Raw genomic sequence first — 26,525 nt, forward strand, 5'->3', positions numbered from 1 at the left:
ATGTCGAACCGCAACGATGAGTCGAACGAGCTGTCTCCCGCCAAGCGCATGCTGGTGGCGCTGGAGAAGATGCAGACACGGCTCAACGCCGTGGAAGGCGCGGCGAAGGAGCCCATCGCCATCGTGGGCATGGCGTGCCGCTTCCCGAAGGCGGACGACGTGGAGGCCTACTGGCGCCTGCTCGAGGGAGGCGTCGACGCCGTCCGGGAGATTCCGCTCGGTCGCTGGCCCCAGGAGGACGTCACCGGCCTCTCCGAGGGCGCGATGCGCTGGGGCGGGTACCTGGACGCGGTGGACGGCTTCGACCCGGGCTTCTTCGGCATCTCCCCACGCGAAGCCGTGCGGATGGACCCGCAGCAGCGCCTGTTGCTGGAGGTGTCGTGGGAGGCGCTCGAGGACGCGGGGTTGGACGTCGACCTGCTGTCGGGCAGTCGCAGCGGCGTCTTCATCGGCGCCTGCAACGACGACTACCACTGCATGCAGGTGGAGCAGCCGGAGACGGGGGACGCCTTCAGCGCGACGGGTGTCGCCGCGAGCGTCCTCTCCGGTCGGCTGTCCTATCTCTTCAACTTCCAGGGGCCGAGCCTGGTGGTGGACACCGCCTGCTCGTCCTCGCTCGTGTCGCTCCACCTGGCCTGCCAGAGCCTGCGGGCGCGCGAGTGCAACCTGGCGCTCGCGGGAGGCGTGAACCTCATCCTCTCGCCGCAGTCCGTGCTGCTGGTGTCCAAGCTCCAGGCGCTCGCGCCGGATGGTCGGAGCAAGGCGTTCGACGCCTCCGCCAACGGCTTCACCCGAGGCGAGGGCTGCGGCATCGTCGTCCTCAAGCGGCTGTCCGACGCGCTCGCGGACGGCGACCGCATCCTGGCCACCATCCGGGGCTCGGCCATCAACCAGGATGGCAAGTCGACCGGCCTCACCACCCCCAACGTCCTCTCGCAGCAGGCCCTCATCCGGCAGGCGCTGGACAGCGCGGGGCTGAAGCCGGAGCACGTCAGCTACGTGGAGGCGCACGGCACGGGGACCCCCATCGGCGACCCCATCGAGTTCGAGGCCCTGCGGGAGACCTACGGACTGCCCCGGTCGGATGGCGGCGCGTGCTCCATCGGCTCGGTGAAGACGAACCTCGGCCACCTGGAGTCGGCGGCGGGCGTGGCGGGCCTGATGAAGGTCGTGCTCGCCATGCGCCACCGGCGAATCCCGGCGCACCTGCACCTGAAGCAGGTGAACCCGCGCATCCAACTGGAAGGCAGCGCGCTCACCATCCCCACCGCGCTCACCGCGTGGGAGACCTCGGGGCAGCCGCGCCGCGCCGGGGTCAGCTCGTTCGGCATCAGCGGCACCAACGCGCACGTCATCCTGGAAGAGACCACGACGCCCACGGTGAGGGTGCCGCTGCCCCGGCGTCCGGAGCTGCTGCCGCTCTCCGCGCGCAGCCGCGAGGCCCTCCTGGCGCTGGCCGGACGCCACGCGGAGCACCTGGGGCGAGGTGAGGCGGAGAGCCTTCCGGACCTCTGCTACACGGCGTCGTCCCGCCGCGCGCACCATGCCCACCGGCTCGCGGTGCTGGCGGACCACCCCGAGCGCACGGCGGAGCGGCTCCGGGCCTTCGCGAGCGGGGCGCAGCCCGAGGGCACCTGGTCCGGGCGGAGGGCCTTCGGCTCGCGACGCAAGGTCGTCTTCGTGTACCCGGGCCAGGGCGCGCAGCGGGCGGGAATGGGGCGGGAGTTGATGGCGCGCGAGCCGGTGTTCCGGGACGCGCTCATCCAGGTGGACCAGTCGCTGCGCCCCCTCCTGGGGTGGAGCGTGCTCGACGAGCTCTCCGCGGACGAGCAGCGCTCGCGGCTGGGGGAGATCGACATCAACCAACCGGTGCTCTTCGCGGTCGAGGTGGCGCTCACGGCGCTGTGGCGCTCGTGGGGGGTCGAGCCCGACGCGGTGATGGGGCACAGCATGGGCGAGGTCGTCGCCGCGCATGTCGCGGGGGCGCTGAGCCTCGAGGATGCCTGCCTCATCATCTGCCACCGCAGCAGGCTCATGCGCACCTTGGGCGGACGCGGCGCGACGATGGCGCTGGTCGACCTGTCGGCGCAGGAGGCGGAAGAGGCCATCCGGCCCTGGCGGGACAGGCTGTGGGTGGGCGGGCTGAACGGGCCTCGTTCGCAGGTGCTGTCGGGGACACCGGAGGCGCTCCAGGAAGCCGTCGCGGCGCTGGGGCAGCGGGGCGTCTTCACCCGGTGGGTGAAGATGGATGTCCCGTCCCACACCCCGTTGGTGGAGGCCATCTGCCGGGAGCTGGAGGGGCGTATCGGCGGCATCACCCCGCGTGCCGGACAGGTGCCGCTGTGCTCCACCGTGACGGGCCAGCTCATCGACGGCGCGAAGCTGGATGCGGCCCACTGGGGGAGCAACCTCCGGCTGCCCGTGCGCTTCGAGGCGGCCTCCCGGACCTTGCTCGCCAGCGAGCACCGCGTCTTCGTCGAGGTGAGCCCGCACCCCGTGCTGCTCCCGGCGCTCGAGCAGACGGTGCGCGCCACCGACACGGAGGGGCTGTATCTCGCGTCCTTGCGCCGGGGCGAGGACGAGCGGCAGACGATGCTCGCCTCGCTGGGCGCCCTCTACGCGACGGGCCATCGCGTCGCGTGGAGTCGGCTGTATCCCTCCCAGGGGCAGCTCGTGCCGCTGCCCGCGTACCCCTGGCAGCGTGAACGCTTCTGGATGGAGCCGGTCTCCCGCGCGTCGCGGGCGGGGCGCGCCTCCACCGCGCATCCGCTCCTCGGTGAGCGCATCGACCTGTCCGCGCACGGGGAGGGGTCCCGACTCTGGCAGGTGCAACTGGGGCCCAAGCACCTGCCGCTGCTCGCGGACCATCGGGTGCGGGGTGTGCCCGCCTTGCCCGCGGCGGCGATGGTGGAGATGGCGCTGAGCGCGGCGAAGCAGTTGCTCGGCGGGGCGGTCCTCCTGGAGGACGTGACCTTCAGCGCGCTGATGTCCTTCCCCGACGATGAGGAGCGGGTCCTCCAACTCTGGCTCTCCACGGAGCGGAGCGGAGGCAGCGCGTTCCGGCTCTTCAGCGCCCCCGTGCTGCGCGACGGCCCCGTCGACGAGCGGACCTGGACGCTCCATGCCGAAGGCTCGCTGCGGCGCGACGAGGCGCTCCTCGCGGGCGAGGAGGCCCTGGAGTCCCTTCGTCAGCGCCTGTCCGACCCGGTCTCCGTCGAGGCGCACTACCAGCGACTCCACGACATCGGCCTGGACTACGGCCCCACCTATCGCGTCATCACCGAGCTGTTGCGCGGGGAGGGCGAGGCGCTCGGTGAGGTGCGGCTGTCGGGGGCGCCCGCCTCGGAGGAGGGCCGCTACAGCCTCCATCCCGCGCTGCTCGATGGCTGTTTCCAGGTCCTGGCGGCGGCGCTGGACGGTATCGACGGCGATGGGGGCGTGTACGTCCCCGTGTCGCTGTCCCGCATGCGGGTCCTGGCTCCCGCGCGAGTCGCCGCATGGAGCCATGTCCGCATCCTCGGTGGGGACGCGACGGCCAGGGACGCCATCGAGTGTGACGTGACGCTCCTGGATGAACGGGGAGGGGCGCTGGCGGAGGTCCGGCGGCTGGTGTGCAAGAAGGTCGCGGCCTCCACGTCGCCCGCCGACGAGGTGGACCGCTGGACGTACTCCGTCCAGTGGCGGCCCCAGGCGCTCGCGGAGGCGCGCGCCGAAGCAGGAGCGCGGGGCGGCGGGCGTTGGCTCGTCCTCGCGGATGCGCGGGGCGTCGGGCAGGCCTTGGCGAGGCAGCTCACGGAGCGCGGCGAGTCCTGCGTCGTGGTGGAGGCGGGGGTCGGGTATGCGCGGCTCGGGGAGGACCACTACCGCGTGGCTCCGGAGCGCTTGGAGGACTTCCAGGTGCTCCTGCGCGAGGCCTTCAGCGAGGCGTCGCCGTGCAAGGGCCTGGTGCACCTCTTCGGGCTGGACGTGGCACCCGCCGTTGCCGAACCCCAGGCCTTCCAGCAGGTGGTGACGTTGGCGGGGTCGAGCGTGGTCCACCTGCTCCAGGCCTGGGCGCAGCGTGGCTGGCGTGATGCCCCACGCTTGTGGCTGGTGACCTCGGGATTGCAGGTCGTCGTCCCGGGGGAGGCGCCTGGCGCCCCGACCTCCGCGCCGCTCGCGGGGCTCGCGACGGTCATCGCCCACGAGCACCCGGAGCTGCGCTGCGCGCAGGTGGACCTGAGCGCCACGCCCGCGCCCGAGGAGGTCCGCGCGCTGACGGAGGAGGTGCTGGCGGACGCGACCGAGGACCGGGTCGCGCTGCGTGGGAGCCTGCGGCACGTCTCCCGTTTGGTGCGAGGCCTGCCGGGACACGCCGCGGCGTCGCCACGGGCTCCCCGGATGGACGGCACGTGGCTCGTGACGGGCGGGCTGGGGGGGCTGGGCCTGGAGGTGGCGAAGTGGCTCGCTCGGCAGGGTGCGCGTCACCTGGCGCTCTGCGGGCGCGGCGCGCCGTCCGACGAGGCGAACGAGACGCTGGGTGCGCTCCGGGCGGAGGGGGTGGAGGTCCGCGCCTATCCGGCGGACGTGACACGCGCCGACGACGTGGCGCGCCTGCTCTCATCGGTGGACGCGGAGCTGCCGCCGCTCCGGGGTGTCGTCCATGCGGCGGGTGTCATCGCCGACGGCGTGCTGACGCAGCTCGACGCGGAGCGGCTGCGCGCGGTGCTGGCGCCCAAGGTCCAGGGCGCGTGGAACCTGCATGTCCAGACGCTGGGGAGGCCGCTCGACGCCTTCGTGATGTTCTCCTCGGCGGCGTCGGTGTTGGGCTCGCCGGGGCAGGGCAACTACGCGGCGGCCAATGCCTTCATGGATGCGCTCGCGCATCACCGCCGCGCGGCGGGGCTGCCCGCGTTGAGCCTCGACTGGGGGCCCTGGGCCGAGGTGGGGCTCGCGGCCGTGGCGACGAACCGGGGTGAGCGCCTCGCCCTCCGGGGCGTGGGGAACATGCCGCCCGAGCAGGCCCTGACGGCGTTGGGGCGGCTGCTCGCGACGGACGCGGCGCAGGTGGCGGTGGTGCCGCTGGACCTGCGCCAGTGGCGCGAGTTCTATCTGGGCGCCGCCCAGTCGCCCTTCCTCTCCGTGTTGATGCAGGAGCGCGTGAGCACGCCGGGCCCGCGCAAGGGCGGCGCGCGGGAGCTGCTCGCGAACGCGGAGCCCGCGGCGCGCAGGGGGCTGTTGGAGGAATACCTGCGTGAGCAGCTCGGGCGCATCCTCCGCATGGAGCCGGCGCGCATCGACCCCGAGCAGCCCTTCGGTGACCTCGGGATGGACAGCCTGACGGGCCTGGAGCTTCGCAACCGGCTCGAATCGGGCCTGAAGCTCACGCTGTCCGCGACGCTCGCCTACGCCTACCCGACGGTGCGGGCGCTGACGACGCACCTGTTCGGAAAGCTCGAGTCCCTCCTCGACGCGGAGGGGCTTCGAGCGGCCCGGGTGCTTCCTGTCGAGAAGGCGGCCCCCGTCGCGCCGCGGTCCGCGTCCGTCGACTCGGGGCCGGAGCTCCTCGCCGTCGTCGGCATGGGCTGCCGGTTCCCCGGTGGGGCCAACGACCCGGAGGCCTACTGGCGGCTGTTGAGCGAGGGCGTGGACGCGGTCCGCGAGGTCCCTCCGGACCGGTGGCGGAGCAGCACGGACGCGGCCGAGCACAAGGGCACGCGTTGGGGTGGCTTCCTGGACCGCGTCGACGGCTTCGACCCGGAGTTCTTCGGCATCGCGCCGCGTGAAGCGGTGGCCATGGACCCGCAGCAGCGGCTGCTGCTCGAGGTCGCCTGGGAGGCGCTGGAGGACGCGGGCCTGCCGAAGGCGCGCCTGGCCGGCTCGCGGACCGGCGTCTTCGTCGGGGTCTGCGGCAACGACTACGCGATGCTCCAGGCGGAGCGCGATGTCGCGGGGGACGTCTACTCCGTCATCGGCTGCTCCAACAGCGTGATTGCCGGGCGGCTCTCGTACCTGCTGGACCTGCGTGGCCCGGCCATGTCGGTGGATACGGCCTGCTCGTCCTCGTTGGTGGCGCTGCACCTGGCGGCCCAGAGCCTGCGCAACCGCGAGTGCGACACGGCGCTCGCGGGAGGCGTCAACCTGCTCCTCTCCCAGCGGCCGAGCACCTGGCTCTCCAAGCTGACGGCGCTGTCCCCGGATGGGCGCTGCCGGACGTTCGACTCCCGCGCGAACGGCTTCGTCCGAGGCGAGGGCTGCGGCGTCGTCGTACTCAAGCGGCTCTCCGATGCCCTGGCCCAGGGCGACGACGTGGTGGGCGTCATCCGCGCGTCGGCGGTGAACCAGGACGGTGGGTCCACTGGCCTGACGACGCCGAACGTCCTCTCCCAGCAGGCGCTGATTCGCGAGGCCCTGGTCACGGCGCGCGTGTCCGCGGCGGACATCGGCTACGTCGAAGCCCACGGTACCGGTACGCCGCTCGGGGACCCGATAGAGGTCGAGGCGCTCCGGGAGACCTATGGCGCGCGGAGGGAGGACGGCTCCCCCTGCTTCCTCGGCTCGGCCAAGACGAACCTGGGACACCTGGAGGCGGCCGCCGGCGTGGCGGGCCTCATCAAGGTGCTCCTGGCGCTGCGGCACGAGGCGATTCCCCGACACCTGCACTTCAAGGCGCTCAACCCACGCATCTCCATCGAGGACACGCCGTTCGTCATCCCCACGCAGCACCAGCCGTGGCCCGCGTCGTCCCGCCGTCGCTACGCGGCGGTCAGCTCCTTCGGCATCAGCGGCACGAACGCGCACGTGATTGTCGAGGAGGCCCCCAGGGTCGCCGCTTCTCCGAAGGCCGCCGAGGCGGAGGCCCGACTCCTCGTCCTGTCCGCGAGGAGCGAGGGCGCGCTCCGGGACCTCGCCAGCGCGCACGCCGCGCTCCTGGCGCGGTCGTCGTCAGCGGAGCCGGAGGACCTGGCCTACTCCGCCGCGCTCCGTCGGAACCTCCATGAGCACCGGCTCGCGGTCGCGGGGCGCACCGCGCAGGAGTGGCGCGAGCAGCTCCAGGCCTTCGTCGAGGGCGCGTCGCCGCCGTACCTGACGTCGGCCGTCGCGGACAGCCGCCGGGAGAAGGTGGTCTTCGTCTTCGGGGGGCAGGGCACGCAATGGTCGGGCATGGGGAGGGACCTGCTCGCGCGCAGCGAGCCCTTCGCCGCCACGCTCCGCGAGGTCGACAGGCTGCTGGCGCCGCACACGGGGACCTCCCTCCTGGAGGCGCTGGAGGCGGAGGGTGCCCGCTCCCGGCTGGACGAGACGGAGGTGGCGCAGCCCGCCATCTTCGCCATCCAGGTCGCGCTCGCGGCGGTCTGGCGGTCGCTGGGCGTCGTGCCTTCCGCCGTCGTGGGGCACAGCGTGGGCGAGATTGCCGCCGCGCACGTGGCGGGGGCGCTGAGCCTGTCCGAGGCCGTGCGGCTGGTGGCGCACCGCAGCCGCATCATGCAGAAGGCGACGGGGCTCGGCCGCATGGCCTCGGTCGAGCTGTCACCCGAAGAGGTCGAGCGTGAGCTCGCGCCTCACGCGGGTCGGCTGTCGCTGGCCGCCCTCAACGGCGCTCGCGCGGTGGTGGTCTCGGGGGAGGCCGCGGCGCTCGGGGGGCTGCTCGAGGCCCTGCGTGCCCGGGGCGTCGGCACGAGGGACCTGGGCGTCAACTACGCCTTCCACAGCCAGCAGATGGCGCCACTCCAGGCGGAGCTGCTGGAGGCCCTGGGGCGGGTCGACGTGGGACCCACGGTCCTCCCGATGTTCTCGACGGTGAGCGGGGGCGTCATCGAGGGCACGGCCCTGGACGCGGCCTACTGGGCCCGCAACGTCCGCGAGCCGGTCCGCTTCTCCTCCGCCGTGGAGGCCCTGCTCGACGAGGGGCACCGACTCTTCGTGGAGCTGGGACCGCAGCCCGCGCTCGGCCGGTACGTCTCCCAGGCGCTGGAGCGCCGGGCGCAGGAGGGCGCCGTGGTGCCGTCCCTGCGCAAGGGACGGGATGGGCAGACGGTGATGCTCGCCGCCCTGGGGGGGCTCCACGTGAAGGGCTTCCCGGTCGCGTGGGACCGGCTCTTCCCCGCCGGGGGCCGTGTCGCGGCCTTGCCGCTCTACCCGTGGCAGCGCTCGCGGTACTGGATTGAAGACGCCCCTCGGAAGGCGATCTCCGCGCCCGAGGCGCACCCTCCCTCGCCGAGGGACTGGGTCTACGACATCGACTGGCCTCGCCGTGAGCGAGGTGCCGCGTCCGTTCGCGCGCCACGCGCGGAGGGGTGCTGGCTCATCTTCGGCACCCGCACGGGGACGGGGGCCGCGCTGGCGGCGTTGCTCGAGGCCCGTGGGGAGCCGCACTGGTTGGTGGTCCCGGGAGAGGACTCCGTGGTCGAGGGGCCGAACGTCCGCTCCATCCGCCCCCGCAACCCCGAGCACTACTCCCGACTGCTCCAGGACGTGGGCCCGGTCCGGGCCGTCGTGCACCTGTGGGGCGCGGACGTCGCGTCGGCCTCGGAGGTCACGCTCTCGGACGTCGAGGTGGCGCAGTCGCGCGGCGTCTACTCCGCGCTGTATCTGCTCCAGGCGCTCGTGAAGTCGTCCTCCATGCGGGGCACCCGGCTGTGGTTGTGCACGCGGGGCAGCCAGTCCGTGGCGGGGGTCACCCGCGGGTCTCCCATCCAGGCGCCCCTGTGGGGCTTCGGGCGCGTCCTGGCGCTGGAGCACCCGGACGCCTGGGGCGGTCTGGTGGACCTGGACCCCAACCCACCGGAGGGGGAGGTCGAGGTGTTGTGGCGGGAGGTGTCGGGCGCGGACGTGGAGGACCAGGTCGCCTTTCGTGGTGGGGCCCGCCATGTGGCGCGTCTCCTTCCCTCGGCTCCGTCGAGGGGATTGGCGCCGGCACCCCTCCGCGCGGAGGCCACGTACCTCGTCACGGGGGGGCTGGGAGGGCTCGGGCTCCACGTGGCGCGGTGGCTCGTCTCCCGGGGCGCGAGGAACCTCGTGTTGCTCGGGCGCAGGGGGCTGCCCGAGCGCGCGCAGTGGCCCTCGATTTCGCGGGACAGCGACGTGGGGCGCCAGCTCGCCGCCATCGAGGCCCTGGAGGCCGGAGGCGCCGTCGTCCAGGCCCTCAGCGCGGACGTGGCGGACATGGTCCGCATGGAGGAGGTCCTCGGCGCACTCCAGCGAGGGGCCGCGCCGCTCAAGGGCGTCATCCACGCCGCGGGTGTGTCCACGCAGGTGTCGTTGGAGGCGATGGACGAAGCGGCGCTCACCGCCATCCTCAGGCCGAAGGTGATGGGGGGCTGGGTGCTCCACGAGCTCACCCGTGGGCTCGACCTGGACTTCACCGTCTACTTCTCGTCCGGCTCGGCGGTGTGGGGCTCGGCGCAGATGGGGCACTACGCGGCGGCCAACCAGTTCCTCGACGCGCTCGCGCACCATCGCCGCGCCTGCGGACAGCACGCGCTGAGCATCGACTGGGGCCCGTGGTCCGCCGAGGGAATGGTGGACGAGGAGGGGCTGCGCTGGTTCGAGCGCATCGGCGTCCGAGGTGTCTCCGTGGAGGGAGGACTCCAACTGCTCGGGGAGCTGCTCGCGCTCGACGTGACGCAGCGGAGTGTCGCCCAGGTGGACTGGGGCCTCTTCAAGTCCGTGTACGAGGCGCGTGCGCCCCGTCCACTGCTGGAGTCGCTCGGTCCCCCCGCCGCGTCCGCGGTGGAGCGGGGAGGGCGGACTGATGGGGGCGAGGCGCTGACGCAACTGCGCAAGGCGACGCCCGCGCGGCGCAAGGAGCTGGTGACGTCGTGGGTCCGGGAGGAGGTGGCCCGGGTGCTGGGCTTCACGTCGAGCGCCTCCGTGAAGCTCGAGCAAGGCTTCTTCGACACGGGCATGGACTCCGTCACCGCGGTGGAGCTGCGGCGCCGGCTGTGCGCCCGGTTCGACGTCTCGCTCCCCGCCACCATCGCCTTCGACCGTCCGACCGTCGCGGCCCTCTCCACCTATCTCCTCACGGACGCGCTCCGACTGGAGGTGGAGGCGAAGGCGGAGGCCGGCCCCGCGACGAGCCACGTCAGGGAGCCGATCGCCATCATCGGCATCGGCTGCCGTGTCCCCCAGGCGTCGGGCCCCGACGCGTTCTGGCGTCTGCTGGAGGGTGGGGTGGACGCCATCCGCGAGGTGCCCGCCTCGCGGTGGAAGGTCGACGATTACTACGACCCGCGCCCAGGCACCCCCGGCAAGACGTACACGCGGTGGGGCGGCTTCCTGGACGACGCCGACCAGTTCGACGCCCAGTTCTTCGGCATCTCGCCCCGCGAGGCCGCGAACATGGACCCGCAGCAGCGCCTGTTGCTGGAGGTGGCCTGGGAGTCCCTGGAGCACGCGGGGCTGGCTCCCGCGCGCCTGGCCAACACCCGGACGGGGGTGTTCGTCGGCATCGGCAGCAACGAATACGCGGTGCTCAACGGCGTGGGGAGCGCCTCCGCGGTGGGGGACGCGTACATCGCCACCGGTAACGACGCGAGCTTCGCCGCGGGACGGCTGGCCTACCTGCTCCGTTTGCAGGGGCCGACGATGAGCCTGAACACGGCGTGCTCCTCGTCGCTGGTCGCCGTGCACCTGGCGTGTCAGGCGTTGCGCTCGGGAGAGGCGAACCTGGCGCTGGCCGGAGGCGTCAACATGACGCTGGCGCCGCACTCGACCATCTACCTCGCCCAACTGCGCGCCCTCTCCCCGGAGGGGCGGTGCAAGACGTTCGATGCCTCCGCGGACGGCTACGTGCGCAGCGAGGGCTGCGGCATCGTGGTGCTCAAGCGCCTGTCGGATGCGAAGCGGGACGGCGACGACATCCTCGCCGTCATCCGGGGCTCCGCCGTCAACCATGACGGGCCGAGCAGCGCGCTCACCGTGCCCAACGGCGATGCCCAGCAACAGGTCCTCCGCGCGGCGCTCGCCAACGCGGGCATCGCCCCGTCGGAGGTGGATTACCTCGAGGCACACGGCACGGGCACGTCGCTCGGGGACCCCATCGAGGTCCGAGCCGCCGCCACCGTGCTGGGCGAGGGGCGCGCCCCCGAGCAACGGCTGATGGTGGGCTCGGTCAAGACGAGCGTCGGCCATCTGGAGGCCGCCGCGGGCATCGCCGGGCTCATCAAGGTCGTCCTGGCGCATCGCCACGGGGTGGTTCCGCCGCACCTGCACCTGAAGCGGCTCAACCCCCACATCGAGCTGGATGGCTTCCCGCTGGACATCCCCACGCAGCCGACCCCATGGCCTCGGAGGTCGCGTCCGCGCATCGCGGGCGTCAGCGCCTTCGGCCTGAGCGGCACCAACGCACACGTGCTCGTGGAGGAGGCGCCCAGGCCGCAGGCGCGCGTGGAGCAGGGCGCGCGGAGCGCACACGTGCTCGCCTTGTCCGCGAAGAGCCCTGCGGCGCTCATGCAACTGGCGGCCCGGGTGGGCGAGCACCTCGCTGCGGGGGCGGAGTCCTCACTCGCGGACGTCTGCCACGCCGCGAACACCCAGCGCACCGGCTTCGCCCACAGGGTCGCGCTCGTCGTGGAGTCCAAGGAGCAGGCCCGGGAGCGCCTGGGGGCGTTCGCGCGTGGAGAAGAGGTCCCTGGGTTGTCGCGGGACCGGTTCGAGGGGGAGCCCCCGAAGGTCGTCTTCGTGTTCACGGGGCAGGGGGCGCAGTACTCGGGCATGGGCCGGGAGCTGTACGCGACGGAGCCCGTCTTCCGCGCGGCGCTGGACCGGTGCGAGGCCCTGCTCCGGAAGGAGTGGAGCGACTCGCTCCTGTCGGTGATGCATGGGACGGACGCGCGCATCGACGAGACGGGGTTCACCCAGCCGGCGCTGTTCGCGTTGGAGTACGCCCTCGCGGAGCTGTGGCGCTCCTGGGGGGTCGAACCCTGGGCGGTGCTCGGGCACAGCGTCGGTGAGTACGTCGCCGCGTGCGTGGCGGGGGTCATGGAGCTGGATGAGGCGCTCCACCTCATCGCGGAGCGAGCCCGCCTCATGCAGGCGCTGCCTCGCGACGGAGAGATGGTGGCGGTCTCCGCGAGCGAGGCGGACGTGGCCTCGGCCGTGGCGCCCTCCGCGGACCGGGTGTCGATTGCCGCCGTGAATGGTCCAGCGGACACCGTCATCGCCGGGGCACGGGAGGCCGTGGAGGCCCTGTCCTCCGCGTTCCAGGCTCGGGGTGTGAAGACCCGGCGGCTCACGGTGTCCCATGCCTTCCACTCGCCGTCGATGGCCCCGATGCTGGACGCGTTCGAGAAGGCGGCGGGGCAGGTCTCCTTCCGTGCTCCGCGCATCCACCTGGCCTCCAACGTCACGGGGCGGGTCCTCGACGAGGGCACGGTCCTCGACGCCGCGTACTTCCGCCGCCACGTGCGCGAGGCCGTGCGCTTCCACGACGGGCTGAAGGCGCTCCGGGCGTTGGGGGGCACCGTGTTCGTGGAGGTCGGTCCCCATCCGACGCTGACGGCCATGGCGCTCAAGGGGCTCGGGGAGGAGGCGGGGACGTGGGTGCCGTCGCTGCGCAAGGGCCAGCCCGAGCTGCCGCGGGTCCTCACCAGCCTCGCCGCGCTCTACACCCGGGGCGTGGCGGTCGACTGGGAAGCGCTGAATGGCGGACGTGAGCGGACCCGCGTCTCGCTCCCCGTCTATCCCTGGCAGCACCAGCGGCATTGGCTGGAGGCGCCCAAGGGGCCACCCGCCGCCGCGTCCGTCAGCGCCGCGCAGGCCCTCGTCGGACAACGTGTCCGCTCGCCGCTGAGCCGGTCGCTGGTCTTCGAGGGGCGCTACAGCGTGCGCTCCCTGCCGTTCCTGGAGGACCACCGGCTCTACGGGACGGTCGTCGTGCCGGGCTCGTGCCACCTCGCGCGCATCCTCGCGACCGCGGCCCAGTCGTTGGGCGCGGGGCCCTACACCCTCGAGAACTGCCTGTTCTATCAGCCCGTCGTGCTCGCCGACGCCGAGGAGGCGCTCGTCCAGCTCGTCCTCGCCCCCAAGGGGCCGGGCCACTACGACTTCGAGCTCCACAGCCTCTCCGCGGCCGCCGACGAGACGGCGGCGTGGACGTTGAACAGTACGGGAACGCTGCGGGTGGGCGACGGAGCCGTGCGTCCGCCGCCGCTGTCGCGCGGGGAGATCGAAGCGCGCTGCGTGCGCCAGCTCGACGCGAGCTTCTACGCGCGCAACTGGGACTGCGGATTCCACCTGGGGCACGCCTTCCGTTGGATCGACCGCATCCACAGCGTGGGGCGCGAGTCGCTGTGTCAGTTCCGGCTGGCCACGGTCCAGGACGACCCGAGCCTGTTCATCCATCCCGGGTTGCTCGACTCCTTCCTTCAGTCGATGGGGACGGACCTCGCGCGTGAGGACGAGAAGCTGGACACCGTCTACGCCCCCTTCTCGGTGCGGCGCCTGCGCTTCCATGCGCGGCCCACCGGTCCGCTCTGGGCGTACTCGGTGCGCCGGGGCGCGGAGGAGGTGATGGGCGAGGTCCTCACCGGCGACGTCTCCGTGGTCGACGCCGAAGGCCAGGTGCTCATCGAAATCGAGGGGTTGAACCTCAAGCGCGCCCCACGTGAGGCGCTGATGGCGGCGCTGCGGCGAGGCTCGCGCGACTCGCTCTACGAGATGGGCTGGAAGGCGCAGCCCCTCCCCGAGGGACGTCCCGCTCCCGGCTGCTGGCTCGTGTTCACGGACGCGTCGGGCGTCGCGGAGGCGCTCGCGGAGAAGATGCGTCAGCACGGCCTCCGCCCCGTGCTGGTCCAGCCGGGGGAGGTGTTCGCCCGTGAAGGAGACGACCGCTTCTCGCTCGATGCCCGGAGGCCGGAGGACTGCGTGCGGTTGCTCCAGGAGGCCGTGGCGGCGGACGAGCCCCTCGGCGGCGTCGTCCACCTCTGGTCCTTGCGCGGGTCCGGTGGGGAGGATGTCGAGGCGCTGCGTGCGGCACACCAGGTGGGGACCGTCAGCGCGCTGCATCTGGCCCAGGCGCTCGCGAGCTCTCCCCGTGCTACGCGGCTCTGGCTGGTGACGCGGGGGGCACGCGCGCTCGAATCACGGCTGGCCCCGCTCGCCATGGAGCAGACCGCCCTCTGGGGCCTGGGCGCCGTCTTCTCCCAGGAACATCCCGAGCGGTGCGGCGCGCTCATCGACCTCGACCCCGCGGCATCCGTCTCCGACGTCTCCGCCCTGTGGAATGCGCTCGGCGCCTCGGACGACGAGCGGCAGGTGCTGATTCGGGATGGCCAACGCCATGTGGCCCGACTCCGGGCCGCGCGCGCGGTGTCGCACGAGGCGCCGCCGAGGTTGCTCCCGGAGGCGAGCTATCTCATCACCGGCGGGCTCGGGGGGCTGGGGCTGGCGACGGCGCGATGGATGGTGGACCAGGGCGCCAGGAACCTCGTGCTCGTCGGCCGCGGAGGGGCTCGGCCCGAGGCGCGAGACGCGCTCGCGTCGCTGGAGGAGACGGGGGCGAAGGTCCTGGTCGTCCAGGCCGACGTGTCGAGGCTCGAGGACGTCCGCCGAATCTTGGAAGAGGCCGAGCGGCTGGCGCCCCTGCGCGGCGTGGTTCACGCGGCGGGGGTGTTGGATGACGGGGTGCTGCTGCAGCAGGACTGGGAGCGCTTCACCCGGGTGCTCGCGCCCAAGGTGGATGGCGCCTGGCACCTGCACACGTCGACCCGGGGCAAGCCGCTCGACTTCTTCGTCCTGTACTCGTCGGCCTCATCGCTGCTCGGGGCGCCTGGACAGGGCAGCTACGCGGCGGCCAATGCCTTCCTGGACGCGTTGGCCCATCAACGGCGCGCCCTCGGGCTGCCGGGCCTGAGCGTCAACTGGGGCCCGTGGGCCGAGGTCGGCATGGCCGCGGGGTTGGCGTCCCGCTACCGCGCTCAGGGCGTGGAGGCGTTCACCTCGGCGGAGGCGTTGGAGGCCCTCGGACGGGCGTTCGGACGCGAGCGACCGCAGCTCGTCCTGCTCCAGGTGGAGTGGTCTCGCTACCTCGCGCGGTTCCCCGCGGGCGCGACGCCGCCCCTGCTCGCGGAGGTCGCGGGACAGGGGCGTGCCGAGGCCGCGGCAGACGGGCCCCCGGCGTCCGACGTGCGGCGTCGCGTCGAGGCCGCCGGCCCACGCCAGCGTCTGCCGCTGCTGCTGGAGCATGTCCTGGAGGCGGCGGTCCACGTCCTGGGGCTCGACGCCTCGACGCCGCTGGAGCCCCGTCAACGCCTGTTCGAGGTGGGGATGGACTCGTTGATGGCGCTCGAGCTGCGCAACCGGCTCCAGAAGACGCTCGGCGCGGCCCTGCCCGCGACCCTGGTCTTCGACTACCCGACCCCTGAAGCCATCGCGGCCCATGTCCTCGCGGAGGTCTTCGGGCTGTCGCCGCAAGCGGCCGACCCCGAGGCCGAGGGGCAGCGGGACTCGACGCTCCTCGAACGCATCATGGAACTCTCTCCGGATGAACTTGCCGCTTCGCTCGAAGCCAAGCTCTCCGCTCTCGTGGAAGAAGGCACATGAGTACACCCCCCAAGGCCGCGGAACCCACCGCGTTGCAGCGCGCCGCGCTGCTCGTCGAGAAGCTGCAAGCCCGCCTCGAGTCCGTGGAGCGCGCGCGGAGCGAGCCCATCGCGGTCATCGGCCTCGGTTGTCGCTTCCCCGGCGGCGCCGTCGACGGAGCCTCGTACTGGCGCATGCTGCGCGACGGCGTGGACGCGCTGCGCGAGGTGCCCGCGTCGCGGTGGGACATGCGCAAGTACTTCGACCCGACCCGAGGTGCGCCGGGGAAGATGTATGGGACGCGCGGCGGATACCTCGAGGGGCTGGAGCACTTCGACGCGGAGTTCTTCGGCATCTCTCCCCGGGAGGCCGCGAGCCTGGATCCGCAGCAGCGGCTGGCGCTGGAGGTCGCCTGGGAGGCGCTGGAGGACGCGGGGGTGGACCCCGCGCAGTTGGTGGGCAGCAGGACCGGCGTCTTCATGGGCGTGATGTCCAGTGACTACCTGGCGCGCCTGCTCAAGGACGGAGATGCCACCCGCTTCGACGGGTACATGGCGACCGGCAATGGCTTCTGCTTCGTCCCGGGGCGCATCTCGTACGTGCTCGGCTTGCAGGGCCCGAGCATTCCGGTGGACACCGCGTGCTCGTCCTCGCTGGTGGCGCTCCACCTGGCCTGTGAGAGCCTGCGCCGCGGGGAGTCCCACCTCGCGCTGGCGGGTGGGGTCAACCTCATCCTCTCCCCGGAGACGACGCTGTGCCTGTGCAGCATGCAGGCGTTGGCGAGCGATGGCCGCTGCAAGACGTTCGACGCGGCGGCCGACGGGTATGTGCGCGGCGAGGGCTGCGGCGTGCTCGTCCTCAAGCGGCTCTCGGACGCGCAGCGGGACGGGGACACTCCCCTCGCGTTGATTCGCGGCTCGGCCGTCAACCATGACGGGGCGAGTGGTGGGTTGACCGTCCCCAACGGCCCCTCGCAGCAGGCCGTCGTGGCGACCGCGCTGGAGAACGCGCGGGTGGCGCCAGGCCTCGTCAGCTACGTCGAGGCGCACGGCACGGGGACGCCGCTCGGCGACCCGATAGAGCTGCGCGCCCTGGGCGCGGTGCTGGGCAAGGGGCGGGCGGAGGACCGGCCGTTCTTCGTCGGCTCGGTGAAGACGAACATCGGTCACCTGGAGCCCGCCGCGGGCGTCGCCGGCGTCATCAAGACGATTCTCGCCCTCCGGCACCGGGAGATTCCGCCGCACCTGCACTTCCAGACGCCGAATCCCCACATCGACTGGGGGGACATCCCGGCGCGTGTCCCCGTCGAGCGGCACCCCTGGCCCGCGTACGAGGGCCGGCGCATCGCCGGGGTGAGCTCGTTCGGCTTGAGCGGCACCAACGCGCACGTGGTGCTGGAGGAGGCGCCCGCCGCCGTCCAGCCCGTGACCCCGGTCGAGGACGGCGAGGCCCGCCTCGTCGTCCTGTCCGCGAAGACGGCGCCGGCGCTGGTCGACACGGCGAAGGCCTGGGTGGCGCATCTGGAGCGTGAGGACACGGGGACGCTCGCGGAGCTCGGCTACACGGCCGCGCGTTGCCGCACGCGTCACGACCACCGGCTCGCGTTCGCGGCGAAGTCCAGGGAGGAGCTCGCCGCGGGGCTGGAGGCCTTCGTCTCGGGGGAGGGCCACGGGGCCCTGGCGGTGGGACGCCGGAGCAACAGCCAGAAGGTGGTCTTCGTCTTCCCGGGCCAGGGCTCCCAGTGGCTCGGGATGGGGCGACAGCTCTACGCCCGGGACGCGACGTTCCGGGAGGCCATCGACCGGTGCCACGAGGCGCTCGGTCGTCACACGGACTGGTCGCTGCGCGAGCTGTTGACGGGCCCCGACACTCCGCCGCGCTGGGGGGACATCGACGTCATCCAGCCGATGTTGTTCGCCTTGCAGGTGGCGCTCGCCGCCCTGTGGCGCTCGCTGGGGTTGGAGCCGCACGCGGTGGTGGGGCACAGCATGGGCGAGGTGGCCGCGGCGCACGTCGCGGGGGCGCTCTCGCTGGAGGACGCCGCGCGCATCATCTGCGAGCGCAGCAAGCTGCTCCGGCGCGTCAGCGGCAAGGGCGCCATGGCGGTCGTGGACCTGTCGCGCGAGCAGGCGGGAGAAGAGCTCCGGGGGCTGGAGGACCGGATCGCCATCGCCGTCTCCAACAGCCCGAAGGCGACGGTGCTGTCGGGGGACCCGGCCGCGCTCCGGGAGGTGCTGGCGCGGCTCGAGCAACGAGACGTCTTCTGCCGTTGGGTGAAGGTGGACGTGGCCTCGCACAGTCCGCAGATGGACCCCTTGCGGCAGGACCTGCTGGCGCGGATGGAGGGGCTGCGCCCCGTCGCGAGCACCGTGCCGCTGTACTCGACGGTGACGGGGGCACCCATCGACGGGCGTGAGCTGGGCGCCGCGTACTGGGTGCGCAACCTCCGGCAGCCCGTGCTGTTCGCGGACGCGGTCCAACGCCTCGTGAAGGATGGGAACATCCTGTTCATCGAGTTGAGCCCGCATCCCATCCTGGTGCCCTTCGTGGACGCGATGTTGAGGGAGGCGGACGCGTCGGGTCGTGGCCTGGTGGTCCCGAGCCTGCTCCGGGAGCAGGAGGAGTGGCCGTGCCTGCTCGCATCGCTCGGCGCGCTGTCCACGCGGGTGGACCGCATCGACTGGCTCCGGCTGTATCCCGGCCCGCAGCACCGGGTCGCCCTGCCGGCGTATCCCTGGCAGCGCGAGCGGCATTGGCTGGAGGCGCGCTCCTCCGGTGGCGCGCGCGGGCGTGTCACGAGAGAGGGGGATGACGGTCATCCCTTGTTGGGAGCCTCGTTCACGACCTCCGTTCCGCAGGCGCTGCGCTTCTGGGAGTCCACGCTGAGCGCGGCCGAGCCGGCGTACCTGGCGGACCATCGCGTCGCGGGCTCGGTGGTCGTTCCGGGAGCGGCCTCCCTGGAGATGGCGCTGTCCGCGGCTCGTGAGCTGTCGGGTGGGCGCGCGCACGAACTGACGGAGGTCTCCTTCGCGGAGGGCCTGGTGCTGCCGGAGGGCCAGTCGCGCACGGTCCAGGTCTCGCTGCGGGGTGGGGAGTCCGGAGGTCTCGCGTTCCGGCTCTCGAGCCAGGTGGTGGGCGCGGACACGGGCGCGCCCACGCGATGGCTGACGCACGTCGAGGGGAGGCTCCAGCCGCGCGGGGAGGACACTTCGCGTCCTCCCCCGGAGTCGCTCGAGGCCATTCGCGAGCGCTGCGCCGAGGGGCTCACCCAGGCGGCGCACTACGAGACGCTGGCGCGAAACGGGGTGGTGTATGGGCCGGCGTTCCAGGGGGTCCAACAGGTCTGGCGGGGCCGGGGAGAGGCGTTGGGCCACGTCCGGTTGCCACCGTCACTCCTCGCCCGGTCGTCGGAGTACCTCATCCACCCCGCGCTGCTCGACGCCTGCTTCCAGCTCGTGTCCGCGGCGGTGTCCCGCGAGGACATCGACCCCGTCGCGGGGCCGGCGGTCCCGGTCGCGCTCTCGCGGCTGCGGCTGCATGCGTCACCCGGCGCGGAGGCCTTCTGCCACGTGCGACTGAGACCCCTCCTGGGGCCCCAGCGAGGCGTCCGGGAGTTCGACCTGGTGATGCTCGACGCGGAGGGGCGGCCCGTGCTGGAGGCCCTCGGGCTGCGGCTCCAGCAACTGGACGCCGCGGTCGGAGACGAGGCGGGCAAGGGCCTCTACTTCGCGCACGAGTGGCGCCACACGCCCGACGTCCGACAGCTCCCTCCCGCGGGCGCGGAGGCGGGGGGGCGGTGGTTGCTCGTGGCGGACGAAGGCCCCCTGGCCGACGCGGTGGTGTCGCGGCTGCGGGAGCGCCATGGCGAAGTCACGCGCATCTGCCTGTCGGACCTGGAGCGTGGCACGGGGGAGGGGGCCTCTCCCCTCGACCTCGAGGCCGTGCTGGCCAGGGTGTTCAGCGAGGGCGCGGTCCCTCGCGGCGTGATTCACCTGACGGGGGACAGGCCACGAGACGTGGACCCGTGGGTGGACTGCGGTGGGCTGCTGCACCTCGTGCAGACGCTGACGCGCCGTGCGTTCGCGAACCCGCCCAGGTTGTGGCTCGTCACGCGGGGACTCCAGCACGGGGCGGAAGCGGGCTCGACCTCCGACCTGTGGCAGGCGCCACTGTGGGGCGTGGGGCGCACGGTCGCGCAGGAGCACGCCGACCTGAAATGCACGCGGGTGGATGTGTCCGCCGCGCTCGGCTTCGAGGACGCCGGTGAGGCGTTGCTGCGCGAGCTGCTCCTGGCGGACGCGGAGGAGGAGGTCTCCTTGCGCGGCGATGGGCGCCACGTCGGACGCATCGTCCGGGGCGCGCCGGGCAGACCGGTCAGCGAGGCCGTCGTCCCCGTGGGAGCGCATGCCTACCAGGTGGTGCGCGACGCCAGCGGACGTCTGGAGTATCGGGCGAGCGACCGTCGCCCGCCGGGGCCGGGGGAGCTCGAGCTGGCGGTCGACGTCGCCGCGCGAGCCCGCCCGGGTGGGGTGACACGCTCGGAGGGATGGGACGTCGCTGGCGCGATGGCCTGCGCCGGCCGCGTCGTGGCCGTGGGCGAGGGCGTCCAGGGCGTCGAAGTGGGCGAGGCGCGCATCGCCATGACGACCTCCGGGCTCGCGTCGCACCTGTGCGTGCCCGTGGGGGACACCGTCGTCCGCCCGCCCTCGTCCTCACCCGGGGGGGCCGCGTCGCTGGTCGCGACGGTGCTGCCGGCCTGGTACGCCGTGTTCCACCTGGGGCGCGTCGGGCCGCGAACACGGGTGCTCGTCCTCGGGGGTTCGAGCGGGCTCGGGCGCGCGGTCATCGAGCTGTCCAAGCGCGCGGAGGCGGAGGTCTTCGCCGTGGCCACCACGGACGCGGAGCGCGCCCTCCTCCTCTCGATGGGGGTGGCCCATGTCCTGGCGCCAGGGGATGGCGTGTCCACCACGGCGCTCCTCGCGCTGACGGGAGGACGCGGGGTGGAGCTGGCCATCGTCGCTCCCGGGGCCACCGTCCCCGAAGCGAGTCTCGGCGGGCTGGCGGAGGGAGCCCGGGTCCTCGACCTGCGCACGGACGCGGAGCCCCGGACCCCGGTGGACCCGAACGTCGCCTGGTGCGTCGTCGATGTCTACGCCCTCGCGCGGCGTGCCCCCGAGCGCTTCGCCCGGCTCTGGCAGGAGGTGCGGGAGGCCTCCGAGGCGGGACCCCCCGCGTCCACCGCGTCGGCGGTGGACACGCTCGCGCTGAGCCCTCCGGACGTGGGGCGCGTGGTGGTGCAGGCGACAGGGGCGCGACGCCTGCGCGCGAACGGGACGTACCTCATCACGGGAGGGCTCGGAGGGCTGGGCTTCGCCGTCGCGAAGTGGATGGCGGAGCAGGGCGCGGGACACCTCGTGCTCCTGGGCCGTGACACCTCGCTGACGCCCTCCCAGCAGACGGACATCGCCGCGCTCGAGGCCTCCGGGACGAGGGTGCGGGTCGTCGGCGTGGACGTGTCCGACCGCGCGGCCCTGGCTCGGGTGCTCACGGAGGTGGCCCGGGCCGATGCCCCGCTGCGTGGGGTCATCCACGCGGCGGGTGTGTTGGACGACGGCTTGTTGTCGCAGCAGACGGTGGAGCGCTTCCGGCGCGTGATGGCGCCCAAGGTGCAGGGAGGTTGGAACCTCCATGTCCTGACGCGGGAGGCTCCGCTCGACTTCTTCGTGCTGTACTCGTCGGCGGCCTCCTTCTTCGGCGCGGCGGGGCAGGGCAACTACGTGGCGGCCAATGCCTTCCTCGATGCGCTGGCCCACCACCGGCGCAGGCTCGGGCTGCCCGGGACGAGCATCAACTGGGGGCCCTTCTCCGAGGTCGGCCTGGCCGCCGCCCAGTCCAACCGGGGTGCGCGTCTGGCTCAGCGCGGCTCGGACAGCCTCACGCCCTCCGAGGGCAACACCATCCTGGGGCGTCTGTTGGACGGGGAGGTCACGCAGCTCGCCGTCATGCTGCTCGACCTGGGCAAGTGGGTGGAGTTCCATCCGCGTGCGCGGTCCACACCCTGGCTGGCGGACCTGGTTCCCGCGGGGACGGCGGGGAGCGCCCCGGCTTCGAGGGACGAGGCGTTGCTGGAGACGCTCCGGACGGCGACCCCGCGAGACGCGCGGCTGGCCCTGGAGAAGTTCGTCCGCGAGCAGCTCGGACGGGTCCTGCGCCTCGACACCGCGCGCATCGACGTGGAGGCCCCGCTCCAGGGGCTGGGGCTCGACTCCCTGATGGGCTTGGAGTTGCGCAACCGGCTGGCGTCCGGGTTGGGGCTGTCGCTCCCCGCGTCGCTCATCTGGAAGCACCCGACCCTGGATGCGCTCTGTCTGCATCTCCAGGGCGAGGTCCTGGACCGCGCGCTGGCAGAGACGCTTGCGCCCCCCTCCGTGGGCGCCGCACCCGTGGTGGAGGACTCCTCCGCCCACGACAACGAGGTCATCGTCCTATGAGTATTCGGGAGCTGTTGGGCAACCTCGCGGCGCGCGGCGTGCGCCTGCGGGCGGAGGGCGACCGGCTGGTGGTCGAGGCGGGCAAGGCCGTCCTGACGGCGGAGCTGCGGACCGCGCTCGTGACGAACAAGGCGGACATCCTCGCGTTCCTCCTGAGGCACACCGCGAGCGCCGGAGGGACGGGCGCGCCCGTGTCGCCGCTCCCGAGGCCGGAGGTCATCCCCTTGTCCAGCGGCCAGGAGCGGCTCTGGTTCCTGGACCGCCTCTCTCCGGGAACGGCCCAGTACAACGTCCACCTGGGCTTTCGGGTCCACGGCCCGCTCGACGCCTCGGCCTTGCGCTGGAGCCTGGACGCGTTGGTCCGGCGTCACGAGATTCTGCGGACCACGTTCCCGGAGGTCGAGGGGAGTCCGCGGCAGGTCATCGCCGCGCCGGAGGTGGGCGCGACCCTGGACGTGGTGGACCTGCCGGTGCCGGACGTGTCACAGCGGGACGAGGCGCTCCAGCGGTGCTCGGCCACGCTGGCGCGACGTCCCTTCGACCTGTCGAAGGGGCCGCTCCTGCGCGTGACGCTCGTCGCGATGGCACCCGAGGATTCCGGCCTCCTCGTGACGATGCACCACATCATGACGGACGGCTGGTCGCTGGGGGTCTTCATCCGGGAGTTGTCGGCGCTGTACGCGTCACGCGTGCGGGGGCAGGCGGAGGGACTGCCCCCCGTGTCGATGCAGTTCGCGGAGGCGGCGCTGCGCGAGCGGGAGTGGCTGGCGGGAGAGGAGGGGGCTCGGGAACGGGCGCATTGGAAGACGCGGCTCGAGGGCCTGCCTCCGCTCCAGCTCCCCGTGGACCACGCGGTCTCGGGAGCCACGCAACATCGTGGCGAGAGCGTCCCCGTGGTCCTGTCCTCCTCGCTGGTGGAGGGACTCCAGCGGCTGGCCCACCAGGAGGGGTGCAGCCTCTTCATGGTGCTCCAGGCCGCGTTCGCCGTCTTGTTGCACCGCTACTCGGGGCAGCTCGACTTCGGCGTGGGGACGGTGACGGCGAGCAGGGGAGGCGTCGCGCCGGACCTCATCGGCTTCGTCGCCAACACGCTCGTGCTGCGCTGCGAGCTGTCAGGCGACCCGTCCTTCTCGCGGTGGCTGACCCGGGTGCGTGAGACGGTGCTCGACGCGCAGGACCACCAGTCGCTGCCCTTCAGCGAGGTGGTGAAGGTCGTGGGCGCCTCGCGTGAAGGAGGGCTCAACCCGCTGGTGCGCGCTTGCTTCACGCTGGAGAACGTCCCGGCGCCCACGCTGGAGTTGCCGGGGGCGCGCTGGTCCTTCTTGAAGGGGGCTCCGGATGGCAGCGTGGAGGGCGTCGCCAAGTTCGAGCTCTCCCTCATCCTGGCCGCTGGAGCGCAGGGCCTCTTCGGCATGCTGGAATACTCGCGGGAGGTCTTCGAGCGCGCGACCGTCGAGCGGATGGTGGGGCACCTGGGCGTGCTCCTGGAGGCCGTCGTCGCCCATCCGGAGACGCCGCTGTCGAAGCTCCCCCTGCTGACGCCCGAGGAGCGCGCGTGGCTGCTCGCGAACAGCCACGGCCCGGTGCTCGGGGTGCCGCCCGCGTGCATGCACGAGCTCATCGAGGCCCAGGTGGAGCAGACGCCCGGGGCGGTGGCGGTGGTGAGCGGGCTGACGTCCCTGCGCTATGTGGACCTCAACCGCCGGGCGAACCAACTGGCCCACCATCTGCGCCGGCTGGGCATCCGGCCGGAGTCGCGGGTCGGCCTCTGCATGGAGCGGACGGAGGACCTCGTCATCGGCCTGCTGGCCATCCTCAAGGCGGGTGGGGCCTACGTGCCGTTGGACCCCGCATACCCGAAGGAGCGCCTGGCCCTCATCCTCGAGGACGCGCAGGTCCCCGTCCTGCTCACCCAGCAACGCCTCACGCCGGAGCTGCCGGCGACGCGGGCGCGCGTGGTGTGCATCGACGCGGAGCGGGCGGCCATCGCGGACGAGCCCGAGACGAACCCCGAGCGGACCACGACTCCGGCGTCGCTCGCGTACCTCATCTACACCTCCGGCTCCACGGGGCGACCCAAGGGCGTGATGATCGACCACCGCAACGCGGTGGCCTTCCTGCGGTGGGCGCTCGGCGTCTTCTCGCCCAGGGCGCTGTCGGGGACGCTGGCCTCGACGTCCATCTGCTTCGACTTGTCCGTCTTCGAGCTCTTCACGCCCCTGTGCTGCGGCGCGAAGGTCATCGTCGCGAGGAACGCGCTGGAGCTGCCCGACCTGCCCGCGGCGGAGGAGGTGACGCTCATCAACACCGTGCCCTCGGCCATGGGCGCGCTCCTGAGGGGCGGCGGGGTGCCGCGGTCGGTGGCCACCGTGAACCTCGCGGGCGAGGCGCTCGCCGGCACCCTGGTCGATCAGCTCCACGCGCTCGGCCACGTCCAGGACGTGTTCAATCTCTACGGGCCGAGCGAGACGACCACCTACTCGACGTTCACCCGCGTGGAGCGGGGCCAGACGCCCACCATCGGCAGGCCGGTCGGGAACACCCAGGTCTACGTGCTGGACGTGAACCGGGAGCCCACGCCCATGGGGGTCCCCGGTGAGGTCTTCATCGGTGGACACGGGGTCGCGCGGGGCTACCTGGGCCGGCCGGAGCTGACGGCCGAGCGGTTCGTCGCGTCTCCGTTCGACGAAACCTCCGACGCGCGCCTGTACCGGACGGGGGACCTGGCGCGGTGGTTGCCGGATGGGCAGCTCGAGTACCTGGGCCGGATGGACCACCAGGTGAAGCTCCGGGGCTTCCGCATCGAGCTGGGAGAGATTGGCGCGACGCTGCTGGGGCACCCGGGCGTGCGCGACGCCGTGGTCGTCGTCCGGGACGAGCAACTGGTGGCCTACGTCGTGGGCCGGGAGGGGAGGGCGCCCGCGCCGGCCGAGCTGCGCGACCACCTGAAGTCCAGGCTGCCCGAGTACATGGTCCCCTTCGTGTTCGTGGGGCTGGACGCCCTGCCGCTCACGCCGAATGGAAAGGTGGACCGGGCCGCGCTCCCGGCACCGTCCGGTCAGGGACTCGGGGAGGCGAAGGGCCATGTCGCGCCGAGGACGCCGTCGGAGGGGCTGCTGGCGGACATCTGGCGGCAGGTCCTCCGCGTGGAGCGCGTGGGCGCGCTGGACCACTTCTTCGAGCTCGGCGGGCACTCGCTGCTGCTCTACCGCGTGCTCGTCCTGGCGCGCGCGCGGACGGGCGTGGACGTCCCGCTGAGGGCCCTGCTGCAGTCGCCGACGTTGGAGGAGATGGCCCGGACGCTCGACGCCGCCAAGGCGGGGACGCTGCCCGTCCACGACACCCTGGCCCTGATGGAGGCGGACGCCGTGCTGGACTCCGCGCTGGTGCCGGGGGCGGCGCGGCCGCCGCGCTCGGGGCCGGCGAGGACCGTGCTGCTGACGGGCGCCACGGGCTTCCTCGGGGCGTTCCTGTTGGAGGAGCTCTGCCGGAAGACCCAGGCGCGCATCCTCTGCCTGGTGCGCGCGGCGTCCGAGGAGGAGGGACGGCTCCGGCTGCGCAAGAACCTGGAGCGCTACGCCCTGTGGCGCGAGGAGCTGGCGTCGCGCATCGTGCCGGTCCGCGGGGACATCGCCGAGCCGTTGCTCGGCCTCTCCGAGGCGGAGTTCCAGCGACTGTCGGAAGAGGTGGACGCCGTCTACCACAACGGCGCGCTCGTCAACTTCATCTACCCCTATGAGTCCATGCGCGCGGCGAACGTGCACGGGACACGGGAGATCCTCCGCCTGGCGCTGCGCACGCGCCTCAAGCCGCTGCACTACGTCTCCACGGTGTCGGTGCTGCCCGTGGGGCGGGCGCTCCCCATCCGGGAGGACGAGCCGCTGGAGGGCCCCGCGAGCCTCGTGGGCGGCTATGCCCAGAGCAAGTGGGTGGCCGAGAAGCTCGTGCGCGAGGCCTCCCGTCGTGGCCTGCCGGTGACCCTCCATCGCCCGGGGCGGGTGACCGGGCACAGCCGGACGGGCGCCTGGAACACGGATGACCTCGTGTGCAGGACGCTCAAGGGATGTGTCCGCCTGGGGAGCGCGCCCCGCGTCGAGGCCCTGCTCGACGTGACGCCGGTCGACTACGTGAGCAGCGCCATCGTGGACCTGTCGCTGCGCCCGGAGTCGACAGGACAGACCTTCCACCTCGTCAATCCCCACTTCGTCCGCGCGGACGAGATGTGGAGTCATCTGCGGGAGTTCGGCTACGGGCTGAGGATCCTCCCCTACGACGAGTGGCTCTCCGAGCTGGGCCACGCGGCGCCGGCGGACAGCGAGCTGGGGGACCTGTTCATGTTCCTCCAGCAGGTCCCGCCCGAGGACCGGAGCGTGGGGGGCCCGCGCATGGTGGTGTGTGACAGCGGGCACACCTTGAAAGCGCTGGGCGCGACGGGGACGCCTTGCCCGCCAGCGGATGCGTCCCTGATTTCGACGTACCTCTCGGCGCTCGTGGGGAGCGGCTTCCTCGCGGCGCCCGGCCCGACGTGAG

Annotated in this window: 3 protein-coding genes; all 3 read left to right on the top strand. The window is 72.8% G+C overall.

Annotation, left to right across the window (positions count from 1 at the left end):
* Genes LZ198_RS00345 through LZ198_RS00355 form a run of 3 tightly spaced genes read left to right on the top strand, consistent with a single transcriptional unit; the run spans position 1 to position 26,524 of the window.
* Entirely contained in the window at positions 1 to 15,525 is a 15,525-nt protein-coding gene (locus tag LZ198_RS00345) for a type I polyketide synthase (protein ID WP_253969801.1), read from the top strand.
* A complete protein-coding gene (locus LZ198_RS00350; RefSeq protein WP_253969802.1) occupies positions 15,522 to 21,995 on the top strand; it encodes a type I polyketide synthase in 6,474 nt (2,157 codons plus the stop codon). The genes LZ198_RS00345 and LZ198_RS00350 overlap by 4 nt, the downstream gene beginning before the upstream one ends.
* Positions 21,992 to 26,524: a non-ribosomal peptide synthetase gene (locus LZ198_RS00355; protein ID WP_253969803.1), complete on the top strand. Its 4,533-nt coding sequence runs from the start codon at positions 21,992 to 21,994 to the stop codon at positions 26,522 to 26,524. The genes LZ198_RS00350 and LZ198_RS00355 overlap by 4 nt, the downstream gene beginning before the upstream one ends.
* Position 26,525: the final 1 nt, after the last annotated feature.

Origin of the sequence: Myxococcus dinghuensis (assembly GCF_024198235.1) — a bacterium.
Taxonomy (GTDB): Bacteria; Myxococcota; Myxococcia; order Myxococcales; family Myxococcaceae; genus Myxococcus; species Myxococcus dinghuensis.

Bases quoted from the DNA above. Each gene is read 5' to 3' on its own strand.
- LZ198_RS00345 (WP_253969801.1), top strand. From the start codon at position 1: ATGTCGAACCGCAACGATGAGTCGAACGAGCTGTCTCCCGCCAAGCGC.
- LZ198_RS00350 (WP_253969802.1), top strand. From the start codon at position 15,522: ATGAGTACACCCCCCAAGGCCGCGGAACCCACCGCGTTGCAGCGCGCC.
- LZ198_RS00355 (WP_253969803.1), top strand. From the start codon at position 21,992: ATGAGTATTCGGGAGCTGTTGGGCAACCTCGCGGCGCGCGGCGTGCGC.